The 19421-nt window shown below is 70.9% G+C and carries 19 protein-coding genes and 1 pseudogene; 9 read left to right on the top strand and 11 right to left on the bottom strand.

The genetic code is table 11. From position 1 onward, the window contains the following. Positions 1-43: 43 nt before the first annotated feature. The 3 genes from ACFQVD_RS42200 to ACFQVD_RS42190 all read right to left on the bottom strand — a co-directional run bounded on the left by ACFQVD_RS42200 (position 44) and on the right by ACFQVD_RS42190 (position 2593). The gene (locus ACFQVD_RS42200; RefSeq protein WP_343975080.1) at positions 44-1153 is read right to left on the bottom strand and encodes an acyl-CoA dehydrogenase family protein; all 1110 of its coding nucleotides are present in this window, start codon (positions 1151-1153) and stop codon (positions 44-46) included. A gap of 28 nt (positions 1154-1181) precedes the next feature. Beyond that, positions 1182-2357 carry an acyl-CoA dehydrogenase family protein gene (locus ACFQVD_RS42195; protein WP_425580477.1) on the bottom strand — a complete coding sequence of 392 codons (1176 nt, stop codon included), beginning with the start codon at positions 2355-2357 and terminating at the stop codon, positions 1182-1184. Positions 2358-2458: 101 nt separating this feature from the next. Beyond that, a complete protein-coding gene (locus ACFQVD_RS42190) occupies positions 2459-2593 on the bottom strand; it encodes a hypothetical protein (RefSeq protein ID WP_343975077.1) in 135 nt (44 codons plus the stop codon). Positions 2594-2788: 195 nt separating this feature from the next. On the opposite strand from ACFQVD_RS42190, the gene ACFQVD_RS42185 reads away from it, so the two are divergent. After that, complete coding sequence (locus tag ACFQVD_RS42185) at positions 2789-3376, top strand: GNAT family N-acetyltransferase (RefSeq protein WP_343975074.1); 588 nt, start codon at positions 2789-2791, stop codon at positions 3374-3376. Between the two features lie 129 nt (positions 3377-3505). On the opposite strand, the gene ACFQVD_RS42180 is transcribed toward ACFQVD_RS42185, so the two are convergent. Further along, on the bottom strand, positions 3506-4081 hold the full coding sequence (locus ACFQVD_RS42180) for a TetR/AcrR family transcriptional regulator (protein WP_343975071.1): 576 nt from the start codon (positions 4079-4081) through the stop codon (positions 3506-3508). Positions 4082-4154: 73 nt separating this feature from the next. On the opposite strand from ACFQVD_RS42180, the gene ACFQVD_RS42175 reads away from it, so the two are divergent. Further along, positions 4155-5297 carry an FAD-dependent oxidoreductase gene (locus tag ACFQVD_RS42175; protein WP_343975068.1) on the top strand — a complete coding sequence of 381 codons (1143 nt, stop codon included), beginning with the start codon at positions 4155-4157 and terminating at the stop codon, positions 5295-5297. 17 nt (positions 5298-5314) lie between these two features. Here the strand turns inward: ACFQVD_RS42175 and ACFQVD_RS42170 are convergent, their stop codons facing one another. The 3 genes from ACFQVD_RS42170 to ACFQVD_RS42160 form a co-directional block, all read right to left on the bottom strand. Continuing rightward, a complete protein-coding gene (locus tag ACFQVD_RS42170; protein WP_343975065.1) occupies positions 5315-6202 on the bottom strand; it encodes a DMT family transporter in 888 nt (295 codons plus the stop codon). A gap of 157 nt (positions 6203-6359) precedes the next feature. Beyond that, complete coding sequence (locus ACFQVD_RS42165; RefSeq protein ID WP_343975062.1) at positions 6360-6725, bottom strand: VOC family protein; 366 nt, start codon at positions 6723-6725, stop codon at positions 6360-6362. A 112-nt stretch (positions 6726-6837) separates the two neighbouring features. Further along, positions 6838-8961 (bottom strand): prolyl oligopeptidase family serine peptidase, encoded by a 2124-nt coding sequence (locus ACFQVD_RS42160; protein ID WP_343975059.1) that lies wholly within the window; start codon positions 8959-8961, stop codon positions 6838-6840. A 247-nt stretch (positions 8962-9208) separates the two neighbouring features. Between ACFQVD_RS42160 and ACFQVD_RS42155 the strand changes: the two genes are divergently transcribed. Continuing rightward, complete coding sequence (locus tag ACFQVD_RS42155) at positions 9209-10150, top strand: DMT family transporter (RefSeq protein WP_386273851.1); 942 nt, start codon at positions 9209-9211, stop codon at positions 10148-10150. A 65-nt stretch (positions 10151-10215) separates the two neighbouring features. Here the strand turns inward: ACFQVD_RS42155 and ACFQVD_RS42150 are convergent, their stop codons facing one another. Beyond that, on the bottom strand, positions 10216-11007 hold the full coding sequence (locus ACFQVD_RS42150) for a class II aldolase/adducin family protein (RefSeq protein ID WP_343975053.1): 792 nt from the start codon (positions 11005-11007) through the stop codon (positions 10216-10218). Positions 11008-11394: 387 nt separating this feature from the next. On the opposite strand from ACFQVD_RS42150, the gene secA2 reads away from it, so the two are divergent. Continuing rightward, the gene (secA2, locus tag ACFQVD_RS42145) at positions 11395-13605 is read left to right on the top strand and encodes an accessory Sec system translocase SecA2 (RefSeq protein ID WP_386273848.1); all 2211 of its coding nucleotides are present in this window, start codon (positions 11395-11397) and stop codon (positions 13603-13605) included. 19 nt (positions 13606-13624) lie between these two features. Here secA2 and ACFQVD_RS42140 read toward each other — a convergent pair whose 3' ends face one another. Beyond that, on the bottom strand, positions 13625-13900 hold the full coding sequence (locus ACFQVD_RS42140; RefSeq protein ID WP_343975050.1) for a type II toxin-antitoxin system RelE family toxin: 276 nt from the start codon (positions 13898-13900) through the stop codon (positions 13625-13627). Continuing rightward, positions 13897-14175: a type II toxin-antitoxin system Phd/YefM family antitoxin gene (locus ACFQVD_RS42135; RefSeq protein WP_343975047.1), complete on the bottom strand. Its 279-nt coding sequence runs from the start codon at positions 14173-14175 to the stop codon at positions 13897-13899. Before ACFQVD_RS42135 ends, ACFQVD_RS42140 begins: the two co-directional genes overlap by 4 nt. Positions 14176-14361: 186 nt before the next feature. Between ACFQVD_RS42135 and ACFQVD_RS42130 the strand changes: the two genes are divergently transcribed. From ACFQVD_RS42130 to ACFQVD_RS42115, 4 genes and pseudogenes are all read left to right on the top strand, one after another. Beyond that, a complete protein-coding gene (locus ACFQVD_RS42130; RefSeq protein WP_343975044.1) occupies positions 14362-14781 on the top strand; it encodes a hypothetical protein in 420 nt (139 codons plus the stop codon). Positions 14782-15161: 380 nt separating this feature from the next. Then, positions 15162-16360: pseudogene (locus tag ACFQVD_RS42125) on the top strand (IS110 family transposase); the annotation flags it as partial. A gap of 69 nt (positions 16361-16429) precedes the next feature. After that, a complete protein-coding gene (locus ACFQVD_RS42120; RefSeq protein ID WP_343975208.1) occupies positions 16430-17353 on the top strand; it encodes an aminoglycoside phosphotransferase family protein in 924 nt (307 codons plus the stop codon). A gap of 90 nt (positions 17354-17443) precedes the next feature. Then, positions 17444-17923, top strand: coding sequence for a hypothetical protein (locus ACFQVD_RS42115; protein ID WP_343975042.1), 480 nt, complete (start codon positions 17444-17446; stop codon positions 17921-17923). On the opposite strand, the gene ACFQVD_RS42110 is transcribed toward ACFQVD_RS42115, so the two are convergent. Beyond that, a complete protein-coding gene (locus ACFQVD_RS42110) occupies positions 17890-18888 on the bottom strand; it encodes a quinone oxidoreductase family protein (protein ID WP_343975039.1) in 999 nt (332 codons plus the stop codon). The two genes, ACFQVD_RS42115 and ACFQVD_RS42110, sit on opposite strands and share 34 nt — an antisense overlap. Before the next feature lie 87 nt (positions 18889-18975). Here ACFQVD_RS42110 and ACFQVD_RS42105 point away from each other — a divergent pair, with 87 nt between their 5' ends. After that, the gene (locus ACFQVD_RS42105) at positions 18976-19398 is read left to right on the top strand and encodes a MarR family winged helix-turn-helix transcriptional regulator (RefSeq protein WP_343975036.1); all 423 of its coding nucleotides are present in this window, start codon (positions 18976-18978) and stop codon (positions 19396-19398) included. Positions 19399-19421 lie beyond the last annotated feature (23 nt).

The raw sequence follows: 19421 nt of genomic DNA, 5'->3' as shown, positions 1-19421 counted from the left end.
AGCCGGATGACACCGACCCGCGAGCGGGAGCGGGGCGGCGGGATCAGGCGGGCGCGGGCAGGTCCGCGAGAGCCGCCACCGCCTCCCGGTGCGCACCGGGGGTGCCGAGTGCGATCTCGGTCGCCTTGGCGCGCTTGAGATACAGGTGCACCGGGTGCTCCCAGGTCATCCCGATCCCGCCGTGGAGCTGGACGCTCTCCTCGGCGACGTGCAGCGCCACCTCGGAACACCACGACTTGGCCACCGCCGCGGCCAGCTCACGGCTCTGGACCGTCTCCGCGTCGCCGAAGCCGACCCGGTCCCCGGCGTCCCCGGCCGGCAGGTCGGCCGCGTTCCTGGCCGCCGCGCGGGCGCGCACCACGTCCAGCCAGAGATCGGCCATCCGGTGCTTGATCGCCTGGAAGGACCCCACCGGGCGGGCGAACTGGTGACGCTCCTTGATGTAGGCGAGCGTCGTGCCCAGGCACCACTCGGCGACGCCCAGCTGCTCGGAGGCGAGCAGCCCCGCGCCGAAGCTCAGCACCCTTCGCACGTCGAGCCTGCCGAGCGCCGACGCGGGGGTGTCCGAGAAGGTGACGGTGGCGATCGGCCGGGTCAGGTCCAGCGAGGGCAGCACCTTGATCCGGACGTTCTCCGCCTCCACCCGGTAGAGCGCCGTTCCGACGGGCACCAGCAGCACGTCCGCCACGTCCGCGCCGGCCACCGCCCTGACCTCCCCGTTCAGCAGCCCCTCGTCGGTGACGGTGACGGTCTCCGGCAACGGCCGGTACGGAGACGCCGCCAGCGACACCGCCAGCGCCGCCGTCGTCTCGCCCGAGGCGAGCTCCTGGATCAGGTCCTCCTCGCCGACCTGCAGCAGGGCCTTCGTGGCGAGCACCGAGCTGGTGAAGAACGGCAGCGGCGCCACCGCCCGTCCCAGCTCCTCCAGCACCACCGCGACCTCGCGCGCCGACGCCCCCGCCCCGCCGTGGTCCTCCGGCACCAGCAGGCCCGCCACCCCGATCTCCCGCGACAGCGTCTTCCACAGGTCCATGTCGTACGGCGCCTCGGACTCGACCCGCTTCAGCACGGCGTCGGCCGGGCAGCGGTCCGCGAGGAGGCCCCGTACGGAGGCGCGGAGCTCCTCCTCGACCTCGGTGTAGAGCAGTGTCACCGGTCGCTCACCACTTTCGCGTCGTACCTCATCGGGGCAGGTCCTTCCAGGGCACGTCCTTGTCGACGCGGGGTTCCGAGGGCAGGCCGAGCACGCGCTCGGCGACGATGTTGCGCAGGATCTCCGAGGTGCCGCCCTCGATGGAGTTCCCCTTGGCGCGCAGGTAGCGGTACCCGGAACCCCGGCCGACGAAGTCGACGCCCTCGGAGCGGCGGAAGGTCCAGTCGTCGTAGGCCAGGCCCTCCTCGCCGCGCAGCTCGACGTCCAGCCCGGACAGGGCCTGGTTGAGCGAGGCGAAGGCGAGCTTCATACCGGAACCCTCGGGGCCCGGCTGCCCGGCGGACAGCTGCTCGCGCAGCCGCGTCCCGGCCAGGCGGGTCACCTCCGCCTCCACCCACAGGCGCAGCAGCCGCTGGTGGAGGTCGTGGGTGCGCGCCTCGGGCCGGGAACGCCAGACCTCCGAGAGCAGGCCGACCATGCCGCCGCCCCGCTTGACCGGCGTGCCGCCGATGGCGACCCGCTCGTTCATGAGCGTGGTCTGCGCGACCCGCCAGCCGTCGCCGATCTCTCCCAGCCGCAGGTCGTCGCCGAGCCGCACCCCGGTGAGGAAGACCTCGTTGAACTCGGCCTCACCGGTGATCTGCCGCAGCGGCCTGACCTCGACCCCGGGGGCGTGCATGTCGCACACGAAGTAGGTGAGCCCCCGGTGCTTGGGCACGTCCGGGTCGGTCCTGGCGACCAGGATCGCCCACCGGGAGTGGTGGGCACCGGAGGTCCACACCTTCTGCCCGTCGACGACCCACTCGTCCCCGTCCCTGACCGCGCGGGTGCCGAGCGTGGCCAGGTCGGAGCCGGCGCCGGGCTCGCTGAAGAGCTGGCACCAGATCTCCTCACCCGTCCACAGCGGGCGCAGGAACCGGCTGCGCTGCTCGTCGGTGCCGAACGTCAGGATCGTGGGCGCGGCCATGCCCAGCCCGATCGTCTGCAGCCCGAGGTTGATCTGCGGCGTCCCCGCGAGCTCGTGCTCCACGACGTGCTGCAACTCGCGGGCGGCTCCGAGCCCGCCGAGCCCCTCGGGGAAGTGCACCCAGGCCAGCCCGGCGTCGAACCTGGCCCGCAGGAACTCCAGCCGATCCCCAGCGGGATCGTGCGCGGCCAGGAACGCGACAGCGCGCTCCCTGACCGCCTCTTCGTCCAGCGCCACGAACGCTCCCTTCGTCGATCTTCATCGATTCGGGCGCCCGGCGACCCCGGGCCCCCTGGCACCGCCCGCAGTCCCGGCACGCGGGAGGGGGAACGGCGAGGTCAGGTCAGGTGCTTTTCAGAAGATCCGCAGCGCCCGGCGACCCGGGCCGCGAGCACCGGACGGGCGAACCCGTCCATGACGTCGGGCAGCCGCCCCCGCGACTGCCCGGTCCCGGTCTGGAACACGAAATCCATGGGATCTCCTCACGGTCTGCCGAGAGTGTACCGACCAGACGGTACGCCTGTCGACACGCCCGACCCTGCCGAAATTCACGGGATCCCGTTCCGCGACGGGACCGGGGGCCGCGCCCCGGCCGCCGAGTGGTCGCCGGAAAGTCCTGCCGAGTGGACCTTCGAGCAGGTCCGCTCGGAGCCCTAGAGTCACCTGCCATGACCGCGCAGATGCCCACTCCCCTCACCCTCGAAGGCGACACCGTACGGCTGGAGCCGTTGACCGACGGCCACATCCCCGACCTGTTCGCCGCCGGCGGCGGCGACGACGAGGTGTGGCGCTGGGTGACCGGCCCCGCCCCGCGCACCGAGGCCGAACTGGCCCTGATCGCGGCGCGGCTGATCGAGACACCGGACCACGTGCCGTTCGCGGTGGTGCTGAGGGAGACCGGCCGGGCGGTCGGCTGGACCACCTACATCGACACTCCCGGGTACGCCGACAGCATCGAGATCGGCTGGACCTGGTACGGCAGAACCGTGTGGCGCTCCGCGGTGAACACCGCGTGCAAGGTCCTGCTGATCGACCACGCCTTCGACAAGCTGGGCGTGAACCGGGTGCAGCTCAAGACCGACAACCTGAACATCCGCTCGCAGAACGCGATCAGGCGCATCGGCGGCGTTCACGAGGGCACCCTGCGCCGCCACCGCCGCCGCGCCGACGGCACCTGGCGCGACACCGTCTACTTCGGCATCCTGGACGACGAGTGGCCCGCCCACCGCGCCCGCCTCACCGGCCTGACCCGCTGAGCGGCTCCCGAACCGGCCCGTCCGCCCTTCCGGGCCTCTCCGGTCCCCCGGATCGCCGCTGAACCCTGCCGAGCCCCGAACCATTCGAGCTCCGGACCTCTCCGGTCTCCGCGACGCTCCGGCCGAGCCCTACCCTTCCCGGCCCAGCATGCCGCGCAGCAGCTCTCCGATCCCCAGGCGGAGGTCGTCCAGGGTCGGTTCGGCTCCGGCACCGACCATGGCGTCGAACATCATCCCCTCGCCGAAGGCCACGACCTGGCGCCCGTGCCGTACCGGATCGGCCGACCCGGCGGCGGCGAGGATCGCGACCACGGGATCGCGGAAGCGCTCGCCGGCCCGGTCGTAGATGGTGCGCAGCTCGGGACGGCGGGTGGCCTCAAGGGCCAGCTCATAGCGGGCGACCGTCCGGCGGCGGCCGACGGTCAGCTGCGACCAGAGCAGCCGGGCCGTCATCTCGGCGAGCACGTCGACCGCGTCCAGCCCCGGCGCGTCGAGGATCGGCGCGAACAGGGCGGACTCCAGCCGGGTGAGCCGGTCGAGGGTCAGCTCCAGCAGTGCGGACCGGGTACGGGCCAGGTTGGAGGTGGACCCCGGCGGCAGTCCCGCCGCCTCGTCCACGGCCCGGTGGGTCAGGCCGCGCATCCCCCGCTCCACGAGCAGGTCGATGGCGGTGTCGGCGATGAGCTCGGCGCGCTGGGACTTCACCCTCGAATACTACATTTGTAGTTTAACTACGGACGTAGTAACTTTCACTACATCCGTAGTGAAGGAGAGGGCCATGGCACACGCGGCGATCGTCGGAGCGGGCATCGGCGGGCTGACGGCGGCGGTGGCGTTACAGCGGCGGGGCTGGCAGGTGACGGTCTTCGAGCGGGCCGCGTCCCTGGAACCCGTCGGCTCCGGCCTGGCCGTGGCCGCCAACGCACTCAGGGCGCTCGACACGATCGGGGCCGGCGACGAGATCCGCGGGCTGTCGGCGATCCAGGGCGCGGGCGGCCTCCGGCGTTCCGACGGCAGATGGCTGGCGAAGACCAGTACGGAGGCCGTCTCCGCGCGCAACGGCGGCGACTTCGGGGTGCTACTGCGCCGCGCGGACCTGGTCACCGCGCTCTCCGCACGCCTCACGAGCGGCACGGTCCGGCTGAACACCGAGGTCACCGGGGTCGACGCGGACAGCGGCCTGGTGACCTTCGCCGGCGGGCGGACGGAGGCGGACCTGGTGGTCGGGGCCGACGGCATCCACTCCCCCGTCAGGTCCACGCTGTTTCCGGCGCATCCCGCCCCGAGTTACTCGGGCGTCACCGCCTGGCGGCTGCTCGTCCCGGCTCCGGGCATACCCGGCCAGGCCTACGAGAGCTGGGGACGCGGAAAGGTCTTCGGGGTCATGCCGCTGGCCGGGGACACGGCCTACTGCTACGCCACCGACACCGTCCCCGCGGGCGGCGGTGGCGGGGACCAGTCGGCCGAGCTGCGCCGGTTGTTCGCAGAGTGGCACTCCCCGATCCCGGAACTGCTCGCCGCCGCCACACCGGAACGGGTGCTGCGGAACGACGTCCACCACCTCGCCACCCCGTTGCCCGCCATGCACCGGGGCAGGGTCGCGCTGCTGGGCGACGCCGCGCACGCCATGACCCCCAACCTCGGCCAGGGCGCCTGCCAGGCGATCGAGGACGCGGTGGTGCTGGCCCACGTGGTCGGCGACGGCGAGACCGGCAGGCTGGCCGACTACACCGCCGCCCGGCTGGAGCGCACCTCCAGGATCGTGGCCCGGTCCGCCGCGGTCTGCCGCGTCACCCGGCTGCGCAACCCGCTGGCCGTGCGGCTGCGCGACACGATGACGGCGCTCAGCTGGCGGATCGCCCCCTCACGCGCGAACGGCGCGATGGACGAGGTGCTCGGCTGGACGCCACCCTCGGCCTGACCCGCCGCCCGGGGCGGCTACGGCGAGACCGTCGCCTTCTCGCGCGCCGCGGCCGGGACCCCCTGGTCCGGGGAGAGCCTCCCCAGGACGACCGTCCCCCAGACCACCAGCGCGCCCGCGAAGAGCGCGGGGACCACGTTCAGCCAGCCGGTGGGCACCGCCTCGTCGAGCAGGAGCACGCCGGCGAGGATCGAGGTGATCGGGTCGACCACCTGCACCGCCGCGTAGGAGATGCCGAAGTAACCCACCTCGTAGGTCTTCTGCAGCAACACGACCGCGCAGACGAGCAGCACCGGGATGGCGACCGTGAACCAGCTGAGCAGCTTGCCGAAGTCGCCGCCGAAGTTGCCGCCCACCACCCGGACGAAGGTGGAGACGCTGGCGGTCATCGCTCCGGCGGCGACCGACAGCATGAGCGCCTTGGCCGAACCGCCCATCTTCCGCCCCAGCAGATGGGTCACCAGGATGACCAGCCCGACGCAGCCGAGGAAGCCCAGCGCCTCCTGGTTCGTCAGGTGCGGTTTCACCGGGTGCACGGGAACCAGCAGCAGCAGGCCGAGCAGCCCGACGGCCACCGCGATCGAACCGCTGATCTCCGCCCGGTGCGGACGTCTGCCGTGCAGTATCGCCGCCAGCGGCACCGCGAACACCAGCGTCGCCACGCTGATCGGCTGTACCGCTATCAGCGGCGCGAAGCTGAGGGCGACGGCGTGCAGGGACGCCCCGGTGAACCCGATGACACCGCCGATCCACCAGCGGGGCCGCCTCATCAGCTTCAGCGAGGCGCCCTCGGAGACCGCCTCGAACTGCTGGAGCGCGGCCCCCAGGGCGTAGCCCAGCGCACCGACCAACGCGATCGATATCCCGACCCAGGTCATCGCCACCCCGCAGAACGAACAGGACATCTGGGAAGAAGCGCTTCTTGGGTCACCCCGCAAGCTTAGAGCGCGCGACGAACGGGTAGAGACTTGCGCCGCCTCTCATCGCACCCGGCGGCGGCCCGCCGCCGGGTGCGATGACCGTCCACGCTCGCCGGGTTCGGCGGCGGGGCCCGGAGACGGCCTACTGGTCGCCCGTCGGGCAGACGCAGAACAGGTGGCCCTCGGGGTCGGCGAGCACCACCCACTTTCCCTCGCCCGGCTGGAAGGCGGGCCTGGTGGCCCCGAGCTCCAGGTAGTCCCGGACCGCCGTCTCCACGTCGGCGACGCGGACGTCCAGGTGGAACTGCTTGTCGGGGCCGGGCCACGCGGCGGGCTTGCGGTCCAGGTTCTGCTGGAAGTAGAGGGTCATCGTGCCGTCGCCGATACCGGCGTAGGTGTCCTCCGCGTACTGCACCTGGTAGCCGAAGACGGCCGCGTAGAACTCGGCCAGTCGCCTGGGCTCGGCGCAGTCTATGGTCACGGCGAGGAGTTTCGCTGTCATGGTCATGGCACGATCCTCTCGCCCATACCTGTCAGCCGCTGTCACGTTCACCGACCGTTTACCGGCGAAAACCGGTGGCCCCGTTCTCCGAGCCCACGACGAGCGTCCCCGGCCCGGCTCAGCGCGCGGCCCGCGAGGTCACACCGGACGCCTCGTCCGGCGAGGGCACCGCGACGTCGAGCGCCCAGCAGCAGAAGCTCAGCTCGTCGACGTCCTGTTCGACGAGCGCCGTCAGCGTGGTGCCGCCGCCGTGTCCCGAGGCCCGGAGCGGCAGCAGGAGATAGGGGCCGCCCTCCTTGGCCTCGGACTGGAGCATGGCGACCATCTTGAGCGGATCGTGCGGCGGCGCGACCCGGTCGTTCAACGCCGGCACGAACGCCATCACGGGATAGCGGCGATCGGCTCGGACGTTGTGATACGGCGAGTACCCGGCGAGATAGGCGCCCTCGACGGGGTCGTCGGGCGAGCCGTATTCGACGGTCGCCGAGCTCAGGTGGCCGAATCTCGGAAAGTTCAGCATGTCGAGGACGGGCGCGCGGCAGTAGACGGCTCCGAACGCCTCGGGTGCCTGCATGGCGGTGACGGCGACGAGCAGACCGCCGTTGCTGTTGCCGCGCGAGAGGAGCCTGGAGGGTGTCGTGTAGCCCGCCGACTCCAGCCGGCGGGCCGCCGCGATGTAGTCGTCGAAGGCGTTCTGCCGCCGCGTCTTGACCGCCCCCTCGTGCCAGGCGCGGCCGTACTCGCCGCCGCCTCGCACGTTGGCGAAGGCGAGCACGCCGCCCAGTTTCAGCCAGGCGGCGTTCAGCGCGGAGAAGCGCGGCTCCAGCGGGATGTTGAAGCCGCCGTAGCCGTTCAGCCGCACGGGCCGGCGACCGTCGCGAGGCAGATCCCGGTGATGAACGACGAACATCGACACCCGGGTACCGTCCGGCGACTCGTACCAGTCCTGGTCCGTCACGTACGCGGAGGCGTCCAGCCCCACGTCGGGTACGTGGTACGGCGACAGGCGGTCGGCCGCGTAGTCGTACCGGTAGACCGACGGCGGCTGCACGTACGAGGTGAAGTTCACCCACACCTCGTCGCCGCTCCAGGAGCCGCTGACACCGCTGACGATGCCCTCGCCCTCGTTGCGATTCACCGAGCCGAGCCCCGGCAGCGCCAGGTCGCGCAGATAGGCGCCGTCTTCGGCGTGGATGCGCACCCGGTGCGACGCCGCGTGCGAGTAGACGGCGTAGAGCCGGCCGCCGATGCCCGTGACCGTCTGCAGCGTGTCCGAGTTCTCCGGGATGAGCGTCCGCCACTCCGTCGGGGCGGTGAGCGGCGCGACGCAGAGGCGGCCACGCGGCGCGTCGAGGTCGGTGTGGACGAGCAGAGAGTCGCCGACCACCTGCACCTGGTTGAGAGAGCGCATGACGGGAGCGACCGGCAGGAACGCGTCGTCGGCCAGGCGCAGCAGGTGGACGACGTTGGCGTGCACGTAGTCCCACTTGTACAGCACGGCGAAGCGCCCGCACTCACTGATCCTGACGGAGCACCAGTACTCCTTCTCGTGGTCGTCACCGAAGATCCGGCGGGCCGGCTCGTCCGACCCGAGCCGGTGCTCATAGACGGCGTTCCAGTGCGCCTCGTCGCCCGCGGGCACCTCGCCCGGCTCGGGACAGGCCGCGTAGAAGAACCCCGACCCGTCGGGTCGCCAGGCCGGTGCCGTGTGGCCCGTGCCGCGGGGCCGGTCGGGAAGGAGCCGCCCCGTCTCGACGTCGAGCACCTGGATCACCGCGTCGTGGGTACCGCCGACGGCCTTCCCGAACGCGACCAGCGCGCCGTCGGGCGACGGCACGGCGAACACCAGTGCCTCGTCGCTCGGCCAGGTGTTGGGGTCGAGCACCGCCTCCAGCGGTGCGCCCCCGTGGCGCCGGAGCATGAGGGAGAGCTTCTCGTCGCCGGCCTCCGCCCGCCAGACGAACTCGCGTCCGGGCGGCCCGGCGGGAATCGGCGGCGACAGCCGCGCGTGGCGCGCCGATCGGGACACCGCCGCGCGCAGCCAGTCGCGTCCGGGCTCCGCGCGCAGCACGGAGTGCGTGACGGCCTCCTGCGCCGCGATCCACGCCTGGGTCTCCGCGTCGTCGAGCCGCTCCAGCCAGGCGTAGGGGTCGGCGAACCACCTGCCGTGCAGCGTGCGGCCACCGTCCGGATCACGTCGCGTCCCGGGAACCGCCAGGGCCCGGCCCGGCTTCCTCGTCATCTGATCCTCCGCTGGTGCGACCAGCCTGTCGTCGGGAGCTTCCGTGAGCCCGGTTTCCATGGGAATGCGAATTGAGAATCTACAGAACGTCTGGCTAGGGTGAGTCCGTGTTTCTGATCACTTCCCCGCCGACCGCCCGCTAGCGGGCGGCCCTCTCTCCTGACGACCGGACCCGAGCGGTCCGGTGGGTGCTTGCCGTCCGCATACGTGCGACCTGACGACGATCACCTCATCTGGAGAGACCTCCATGACGCATGTCTCCGTGCGGCGGGGCCTGCTGTACGTGTCCGTCGCGGCGACCGCCTGGGGCACCGGCGGTGCCGCGGGCGCGCTGCTCTACCAGGCGGGCGGGCTCGGCCCCGTCGCCGTCTCCTTCTGGCGGTTCGCCGCCGGAGCCGCCATGCTCCTGCTGGCCGGCCGTCTCCTCGGCCTCGGCGGCCCCCGGTCCGCCGGACCGCCCACCATCCGCGGGACCCGCTCGCCGCGGCCCCGGCTCGGGGCCGCCCTCGGGCGGATCCTGGTCACCGGCGTGGCGATGGCCGTCTACCAGACCGCCTACTTCGCGGCGATCGCCGGATCGGGACTGGCCGTGGCGACGGTGGTCACCATAGGCGCCACTCCCGTCCTCGTCGCCGCGGGCGGGCGGCTGCTCCTGGGCGAGCGGCTGGGCGCGGCCGGGCTGGGCGCGGTCACGATCGCCCTGACCGGTCTGGCGATGCTGACCCTCGACGACGGCTCCGCGACCTTCTCCGCGGCCGGCATCGGGTGGGCGCTGCTGTCGGCGGCCGGGTACGCGGGCGTGACCCTGCTCAACCGGGCCTCCTCCGGCGAGCCGTACCGCACCGCCATGGGCGGCTTCGTCGTCGGCGGGCTCTGCCTGCTGCCCGTCGCACTGGCCCAGGGCCTGCTGCCCTCCGGCGACCCGCTCGCCTCCTGGGCGATCATCGCCTTTCTGGGCACGGTTCCGACGGCGCTGGCCTACGGCCTCTTCTTCACCGGGCTCGCCGGGGTGCGTGCCACGACCGCCTCGGTGATCTCCCTGGTGGAGCCGGTCGGCGCGGCGCTCCTCGGCGTCCTGCTGCTCGGCGAGCGGCTCACCGTGGCGGCGGCGTGCGGCGGCGTCCTGCTGCTCGGCGCGGTCGCCCTGCTCGCCGCGGGCGAGAGGGGAGGGGGGAACGGCACGACCTGAGCCGTGCCGAATCACCGCGAGCCGCGGCGCCGTCCCCGAAGGAGGGCGACGCGGCTCGCGGGCCGTCAGTCGAACAGGTCGGGTTCCGTGGCGACGATCTGGTCGTGCAGCGGCTGGAAGTTGATCCAGCCGACCGTGTCGTTGCCGATCTGCCCGTGGGTGAGCTTGGCGTTCTCGTGGCTGATCTGGACGGTGGGCCCCGCGGCCTTGGCCAGCAGCTGCGCCTGGCACGAGCGCTCCATCGTGATGAACCACCAGGCCGCGGCGTCCACGCTGTCGCCTACCGTGAGCAGGCCGTGGTTGCGCAGGATGACGGCCTTGTGGGAGCCGAGGGCCTGTGCGATGCGGCGGCCCTCCTCGGTCTCCACCACGACACCGGTGTAGTCGTCGAACAGCGCGTGGTCCTCGTAGAACGCGCAGGCGTCCTGGGTGAGCGGTTCCACGAGCGTGCCGAGCGACGACAGCGCCTTGCCGTACACCGAGTGGCTGTGCGCGGCGGCGACCACGTCCGGCCTGGCCTGGTGGACCATCGAGTGGATCGCGAACGCGGCCTGGTTGACGTGGTAGCGGCCCTCGACCACCTGGCCGTCGTGGTTGACCAGGATCAGATCGCTGACCTTGATGTGCTTGAACGACATGCCGAACGGGTTCACCCAGAAGTGGTCCAGGTGCTCCGGGTCGCGGACCGTGATGTGCCCGGCCACCCCCTCCTCGAAGCCGAACCTGCCGAACAGCCGCAGCGCGGCGGTCAGGCGCTCCTGGCGGTGCCGCCGCTCCTCCTTCACGTCGTCGAACTTCTGCGGCAGCCGGAAGGCGAGCTGGTCTGTGGGAACGGGCTGCAGGTCGGACAGGCTCATCGTGCCTCCAGGGCGGTCGTCGTTTCCACGGTGGTCGTCATATGTTCGGCGGTCGTCGTATGTTCGGCGGTCTCACAACCTTCGTGCCGATCATCGGGGATGTCCACGCCTCCCCGGCAGAGAATAAGTCCGATTTATTACGCTATGACATAACAAACCTTGGATAAATTCGTATCTCGCGTCATCGGCCGGGCCGGTGACCTGGCCCTTCGGTGTCCCTCGGTGTCCCTCGGTGTCCCACCGGCCCGATGTCCACGGTGAGCCACCCGCCGCCGCCCGGCACCGACCGGGTCTCGCCTGCCCGCTCCGATCCATGAACAATCGATCTTTGCACCACAATGTGCGAAGAGACGGAACGCGAGCCCGCAAACGGGCGTTGGAGGAGACGTGGCCTCGATAACTCAGCTCTTCAGGCGCTTCCTCGAACGCCCCGGCACCATCGACCTGTCGAAGTTCGAGCGGGTCGTGGCGGATGCCGGGACCCGCGAGGAGCGGATCCGCGCGCTCGACGAACTGCCCACGCCCTCGGTCGACGACCTGGCGGAGTTCTGCGCGATCGTCAGGGAGGCCGCGCGCCGCACGCTCGACCTGCGGCCGTACGACGTGCAGCTGGTCGGCATGCTGGCGATGCTGTCGGGAAACGTCGCGGAGATGGCGACCGGCGAGGGCAAGACCCTGTCCGGTGCGATGGCCGCCGCCGGATACGCCCTGCAGGGCAAGCGGGTCCACGTCATCTCGGTCAACGACTACCTGGCCCGGCGTGACGCCGAGTGGATGGGCCCGCTGTACGAGGCGCTCGGCGTCTCCTGCGGCTGGATCGGGCAGAGCTCCACGCCCGAGGAGCGCCGGGCGGCGTACGCGGCGGACGTGACGTACGGCTCGGTCAGCGAGATCGGTTTCGACGTGCTGCGCGACCGGCTGAGCACCCGGGTGGAGGACCTGATCGTGCCCGCGCCGGCCGTGGCGGTGGTCGACGAGGCCGACTCGGTGCTGGTCGACGAGGCCAGGGTGCCGCTGGTGCTGGCCGGGGCCGCCGACCCCGGTGACGCGGTGCCGGAGATGGCGGCGCTGGTCAGGCAGCTGGTCAAGGGCTACCACTACGAACTCGACGACCAGGCGCGCAACGTCCACCTGACGACCAAGGGGATCGACACCGTCGAGCAGGCGCTCGGCCTCGACCTCTACGACACCCCCGCCACGCTGACCGAGGTCAACCTCGCCCTGCACGCGCACGCCCTGCTGACCAAGGACGTCGACTACATCGTCCGGGACGGCAAGGTGCACCTGATCAACCCGTCGCGGGGCCGGGTGGCGCTGCTGCAGCGCTGGCCGGACGGCCTGCAGGCGGCGGTGGAGGCCAAGGAGGCGCTGTCGCCCTCGGAGACCGGCGAGATCCTCGACTCGATCACCGTCCAGGCGCTGATCACCCGCTATCCGGAGAAGTGCGGCATGACCGGCACCGCGGTCGCGGTCGGCGACCAGCTGCGGGAGTTCTACGACCTCAAGGTGGCCGTGGTCTCCTCCAACCGGCCGTGCGTGCGGACCGACGAGCCCGACCGGCTCTTCGAGTACCGGATGGAGAAGGACCTCGCGCTGGTCGAGGAGATCGCCGAGGTGCACGCCACCGGCCGGCCGATCCTGATCGGCACCATGGACGTGGCCGAATCCGAGCGCCTGGCGCTGACCCTGAGCGGCCGAGGGCTGGAGTGCGTGGTCCTCAACGCCAAGAACGACGCCGAGGAGGCGGCCATCATCTCCCGGGCCGGGGAGCGCGGCGCGCTCACCGTCTCCACCCAGATGGCCGGGCGCGGCACCGACATCCGCCTCGGCGAGGGCGTCGACGAACTCGGCGGCCTGTACGTCATCGGCTCGGGCCGGCACACCAGCAGCCGCCTGGACGACCAGCTCCGCGGGCGCGCGGGCCGTCAGGGCGACCCCGGCGGCTCGGTCTTCTACGTCAGCGGCGAGGACGAGCTGATCGCCCACTACGTCGCCGACGAGTACGCCAAGGGCGTGCCCGAGCACTCCCTGGTGGGCCATGCCCAGCGGGTCGCCGAGGGCGTCAACATGGAGATCCACCGCAACACCTGGCGCTACACCCGGCTGCTCGAACGCCAGCGTGGCCAGTTGCTGGAGCGCCGCGACCGGGTCCTGCGCGGGCGGGTGGCCGGCGAGGCCCTGGCCTCGGCGGCTCCCGAGCGATGGTCGGAGCTGGTGGAGAGCGTCGGCGAGGAGGTGCTCCACGAGGCCGCCCGCCAGATCGTGCTGTTTCACCTCGACCGCGGCTGGGCCGACCACCTGGCCTATCTGGGAGAGCTGCGAGAGGGCATCCACCTGCGGGTTCTCGGGCGGCTCAACCCGATCGACGAGTTCCACAAGGACGCGGTCCCGGCCTACCAGCGCCTGCTGGCCGAGATCGAGTCACGCTCGGTCGAGACCTTCGAGACCGCCGTCGTCACCGCCGACGGCCTGGACCTCGACGGTGCGGGCCTCAAGCGCCCCACAGCCACCTGGACCTACCTCGTCCAGGACAACCCGTTCGGCACCGAGTGGGACCGCATCCTCAACCGCCTCACCACCAAGGTCCGCCACCGCTGATCAAAGCGCAGCTCACCACTCATCGTGACCGATAGGCGTCCGCCCGATGCTGGATAGTGATCACCTGCACCACGATCCGGCCGCCGTCGATCAGATAGAGCACCCGGTAGTCGCCTCGCCGCGCCGACCACTGCGGGGCGAGGGGCTCGTCGAGAGGCTTGCCCACCCGGCGAGGATTGTCGAGAAGCGGGCCGGTGATGAACTCCCAGACCGCAGGCACGACCTTCGCCGGCAGTCGCTCGGCGAGATCCTGTCTGGCCCGACGGGTGAGGCTGAGTTCGTACCGCTCGCTCACAGGCGGCCGGTCCGGCGAAGCTCGGCCTCCACCTCCTCCGGTGAGGAGGTGCGTCCCGATTCCAGGTCGGCAAGCCCCTCTTGGATGGCCGCCACGGTTTCGGCCGAGGCGAGGATCTCGATCATCTCGCGCATCGTGTCGTAGTCGTCGGCGGCCAGCAGCACGGCGGCGGGCACGCCGTTACGGGTGATCTCGAACCGCTCGTGGGTGCTGACGGCGGACTCGACGATGCCGGAGAGCCGGTTTCGCGCGTCTGCCAGAGAAAGAACCGTCATGTACATAATTCTAGCCAATGAAGGTTGCAGGGACCAGCGTTCCGGCGAACACGGACTCCTGGTGTCGGTTGCAGTTGAAGCTGTCGGTGTTCGTGTCGGTGTTCAGGTTGAGTTGTCGGATTCCCCTTCGGCTCCGACAGGAACGGCCTCTGGGAGATCCACTACGACCCTTACGATCTGTCGCAGGTGTTCGTACGCACGCCGGACGGCTGGGTGAGCGCCCCGTGGGCGCACCTGCCGATGGTCGCGGCGCCGTTTGCGGATTTCACCTGGCGCTACGCTCGCCGCCTGACCGCCGAGGCCGGGTTGGACGACACCAACGAGACCGTGGTGGCCACGGTGTTGGACGCGCTGCTGACCCGGGCTCAGGCCGGCCCCGCCGATGCTGGGGACGCGCTGGTGGACGTCACCGGATCGCGCATCGCGGCCCGCACCCGTCTCGGCGCGGCTGCTCACCGCCCTCCCGTGTTGGAGCCTGCCGACCCGCAGTCGTCCGAGCCGCCCGGGCCGGTCGAGGCGGCTGAGGAGCCCGGCGACGCGCTGACCGGGCTGGTGGTCCCGCTCGGGATCTTCGACGTGGAAGCGGAAGCGGAAAGGTGGATATGACGCGCAGTTTCGACGCCTGGCCTGACTTTCCCGGCGCCGACGGAGGAGGCGGGCAGGTTCCTCCCGATGCGCCGCTGACTACGAAGGAGGGGTGGCGGCACTTCGTCGACTACCACCCCCGCTATGTTTTTCGTGGTCCTGCAAGAAGGCCGCTGGCCTCCGGGCCCGGCATGACTGTGTCCCCCCTGTCGAAGGCATGACCTGGGAGGTGGTGTCACCGGGCCCGGGAGGTGCCGTCGGAGACGCTGATGAGAGGTCCGGCCGCCGCCCGGTCCGGTGCAATGCCGGACAGCTCGCGGGCGGCAGGTCTGCATAACGTGGATGCGCGCGTACGACACCACTGCCGAGGCCGGCACGTTCAACTCCTCTGGAAGGGTGCGATGTTCGACACCAGCACTGTAAGCGTCTTCCTCGGCATGGACGTCGGCAAGAGCGCCCACCACGGGCACGGGCTCACCCCGGCTGGCAAGAAGGTCTTCGACAAGGCCATGCCAACAGCGAGCCGAAACTGCGGGCGGTGTTCGACAGGCTGCTCGCGAAGTTCGGCACCGTGCTGGTGATCGTGGACCAGCCCGCCTCGATCGGTGCTCTCCCCCTGACCGTTGCCCGGGACGCGGGCTGCAAGGTCGCCTACCTGCCCGGCCTGGCCATGCGCCGGATCGCCGACCTGTATCCGGGCGAGGCGAAGACCGACGCGAAGGACGCCGCGGTGATCGCGGACGCAGCCCGGACGATGCCGCACACCCTGCGCTCGCTGGAACTGACCGACGAGATCACGGCCGAGCTGACCGTGCTCGTCGGCTTCGAGCAGGACCTCGCCGCCGAGGCCACCCGCACCTCCAACCGGATACGCGGCCTGCTCACCCAGTTCCACCCCAGCCTCGAACGCGTCCTCGGCCCTCGCCTCGACCACCAGGCCGTCACCTGGCTCCTGGAGCGCTACGGTTCCCCGACCGCCCTGCGCAAGGCCGGCCGCCGCAGACTCGTCGACCTCATCCGGCCCAAGGCGCCCCGCATGGCCCAGCGGCTGATCGACGACATCTTCGACGCGCTCGACGAACAGACCGTAGTCGTGCCCGGCACCGGCACCCTCGACATCGTCGTGCCCTCCCTGGCCGCCTCGCTCGCCGCCGTCCACACCCAGCGCCGGGCTCTGGAAGCCCAGATCAACACCCTGCTGGAGGCGCACCCTCTTTCCCCGGTCCTGACGTCGATGCCCGGCGTCGGCGTCAGGACCGCCGCCGTCCTGCTGGTCACCGTCGGCGACGGCACCGGCTTCCCCACCGCCGCCCACCTCGCCTCTTACGCCGGCCTGGCCCCGGCCACGAAGTCGTCGGGCACCTCGATCCATGGCGAACACGCCCCACGGGGCGGAAACCGGCAGCTCAAACGCGCCATGTTCCTCTCCGCCTTCGCCTGCATGAACGCCGACCCCGCCTCCCGCACCTACTACGACCGCCAGCGAGGCCGCGGAAAGACCCACCCCCAAGCCCTCCTCCGCCTCGCCCGCCAACGCATCAGCGTCCTGTTTGCCATGCTCCGAGACGGCACCTTCTACGAACCCCGCATCCCCGAAGCAGCCGCCGCACGACCCCCGGCCTTACCTGTGGTCGCGGTGGGAAGCCCACTCCCCCGAAGGACAACCCCCATGAGTTCGCCGCAGGTTATCGAAGTCCCTGACGCCCTGGTCGCGTCGTACACGAGGAACGGTGGTGAAGAGGAACGGACCTGGATCGCCCGGCTGCCCGCGCTGGTGGCAGAGCTGCTCGACCGTTGGGAACTGGAGCACGACGGCGGCATCGGGTCCGGCGAGGCCTCACTGGTGGTGCCGGTGCGCCGCACGGACGACACCCGCGCCGTGCTCAAACTCCAGATGCCCCGCGAGGAGACGACCGCCGCGCTGATCGGGCTGCGGGCGTGGAACGGCGATGGCATCGTGCGGCTGCTCGACCACGACCCGGAGAGCAGCGCCGTGCTGCTGGAACGCCTGGACGGCTCACGCACCCTGGCTTCCGTCGAGGACGACGATGTGGCCATGAGCACCTTGGCCCAACTTATGGCCCGGCTGCACTCCGTCCCGGCGCCTGAGGGCCTGCGCTGCCTCGGTGACGTCGCGCGTGACATGCTGGCGTCCGTGCCTGCGGCGGTCGCCGCCCTGCCGGACCCCGAGGACCAGCGGCGGCTGCACGGCTGGGCGTCGGCAGTCACCGAACTGGTCGGCGAGCCCGGCGACCGGATGCTGCACTGGGACCTGCACTACGACAACGTGCTCGCCGCCGAGCGCGAGCCGTGGCTGGCCATCGACCCCGAACCCCTCGTCGGCGACCCGGGCTTCGACCTGTGGCCGGCACTGGACACCGGGTGGGAGAAGCTCCACGCCACCGGGGACGCTCCCCGGGTGGTGCGGCGCCGCTTCGACCTGCTGACCGAGGCGCTCGGACTGGACCGCCAGCACGCGGCCGGCTGGACCCTCGCCCGGCTGCTGCAGAACACGCTGTGGGACATCGAGGACGGACGAACCACCGTCGACCCATCCCAGACCACCGTGGCCGAGGCGCTGCCCCGCCACTGAACACTTCACCACCGAGCGCGACATGCCCCCAAATCACCCCAAACCCAACATGGGTGCCTTGACGAAAGACATAGAGGCACCCCCGCGCCGGTGCTGCTCGCGGCTGACGAGCTGTTGGCGCTGTCGCGTCGTGAGCGCGCCGCCTACGATGAGGGCCGCCGCGACTACCACGGCGACCTGCCGCTGGTGAACACCCCGACGATCCGCCAGGTCATCAACACCAGCCGGCTGCTGGTCCAGCTCAACCGCAGGCAGGTATCGGCTCGCCGCGGCGTCATCATCTCCGGCGCGTCCGGCACCGGCAAGACCACCGCGCTGACCCAGCTGGGCCGCACCCACGAACGTCACATCCGCAAACGCCACCCCGGGGATCGGCATCGGCTGCCCGTCATCTACGTCACAGTCTGCTACACCATGTCTCGCCCTACTCATGCCATGCTGAGAACTTCCTCACTATGTGTCCCACTTGAGCCTGACACAGAGGGGAGCGGCGTTGATGCCGTTGACAGCCGGAGCCTCGGGCCGCTTGTTGCTTCCTATCCGACCTTGAGGGCCAGCTTCCCGACGTAGTGATCGTTCAGGGCGCGATGCGCATCCTTGACTCGCTCCATCGGGAAGGTCCGGGCGACGTGGACCTCGAAGGAGCTCGCCTCGATGATCGCGTTCAGCCGATCGGTGGCGGTGCGGCTACGATCGCCGTCGTAGTAGGACACCGTCGCGCCCGGCGGCGTTACGGGCACGGGCAGGACACCGTTCGGCCAGGCGATCCGTCCCGAGCTCTTGATCGCGCGAAGAGATCGTTCGGCGGTCTCGCCTCCCACGGTGACCAGCGCCGCATCGAGCCCGCCTGGTGCGAACTCGAGCGCCGCGGCCAGCACATCCACTTTGCGTCCGTCGATGGCGTCGTCGGCGCCCAGCCGCCGGGCCAGGGCGACACCGTCGCCACCAGAGGCCACGGCCAACACTCGGATGCCGCTGTGCCGCGCCAGCTGCACGGCCATGTGGCCGACACCCCCGCTGGCCCCGAAGACCATGAGCGTCTCGTTCGGCCGCAGGCCGAGCAGATCGAGGCCGCTCAGTGCAGTCAGGGCATCCCAAGCCATCGCGCCAGCCTGTTCGGTCGGCATCCGGTCGGGCACGCGCGCCACGAACTCCGCCTCAACGACGCCGTACGCGGCGTAGAAGCCGCCACGCCGCACCGGCATCGTCGCAGCGTAGACACGCTCGCCCACGTCGAACCGGGTGACGTTGCGTCCGACCGCAGCCACCGTACCCGCCGCGTCCCAGCCGAGGACATAGGGGAAGGCCGACGCGACGCCGAAAGCGTCGTCATAGTCCCCCTCTCGCTCGACCGCGTCCCAGGACGCGACGCCTGCGAACTCCACCCAGACGAGGACGTCGTCGTCGCCGATCTCCGGGAGCGGTATCCGGCGCGGCGAGAGTTCGTCGACTCCGCCGAACCGGTCAAGGACGATCGCGTCCATCTGCGGCACCACGATCGCGCCATCCGCTGTGCTCTCGGCTCTGCTGTCCATCGGCTCTCCTCGTTTACTTGAGTGAATCAAGGATTATTGGACCACAGCTATTTGAGGGAATCAAGTAACTGCTCTAAACTGGGAGCCATGGCGCTGCCGAACGGACCCGTAGCCACCTCGTCCGAGGCCGAGGCCGTCCTGTTCGACCTGGTCGACGTATATGACCGCGCCTACGAGGCGGCCGCGGCCGAGCTGTCGCTCAGCTCGGCGCAGGCATGTGTGCTCGGGCGACTCGATGAGCGACGCGGTATGGGCGCCTTGGCCGAGGAGCTCGGCTGCGATGCCTCCAACATCACCCAGATCGTCGCGCGTCTCGAGGCGCTCGGCCTCGTGACCCGCGAACCGAATCCCCGGGACCGCCGCGCACGACTCGTCGCGCGAACTTCCCGAGGAGACGAGATCAACCACCGGTTCGCAACAGCCTTCACCTTCGCCCGCACGGCGGTCGGACGACTCTCACCCGACGAACAGGATCAGTTGACGGCGCTGCTGCGCAAAGCACTGGGCTGACACGCGCCCGCAGCCCCACCCAA

The sequence above is a fragment of the Streptosporangium amethystogenes subsp. fukuiense genome, assembly GCF_042665875.1.
Classification (GTDB): domain Bacteria; phylum Actinomycetota; class Actinomycetes; order Streptosporangiales; family Streptosporangiaceae; genus Streptosporangium; species Streptosporangium fukuiense.
This window is presented reverse-complemented; position numbering and strand designations above follow the sequence as displayed.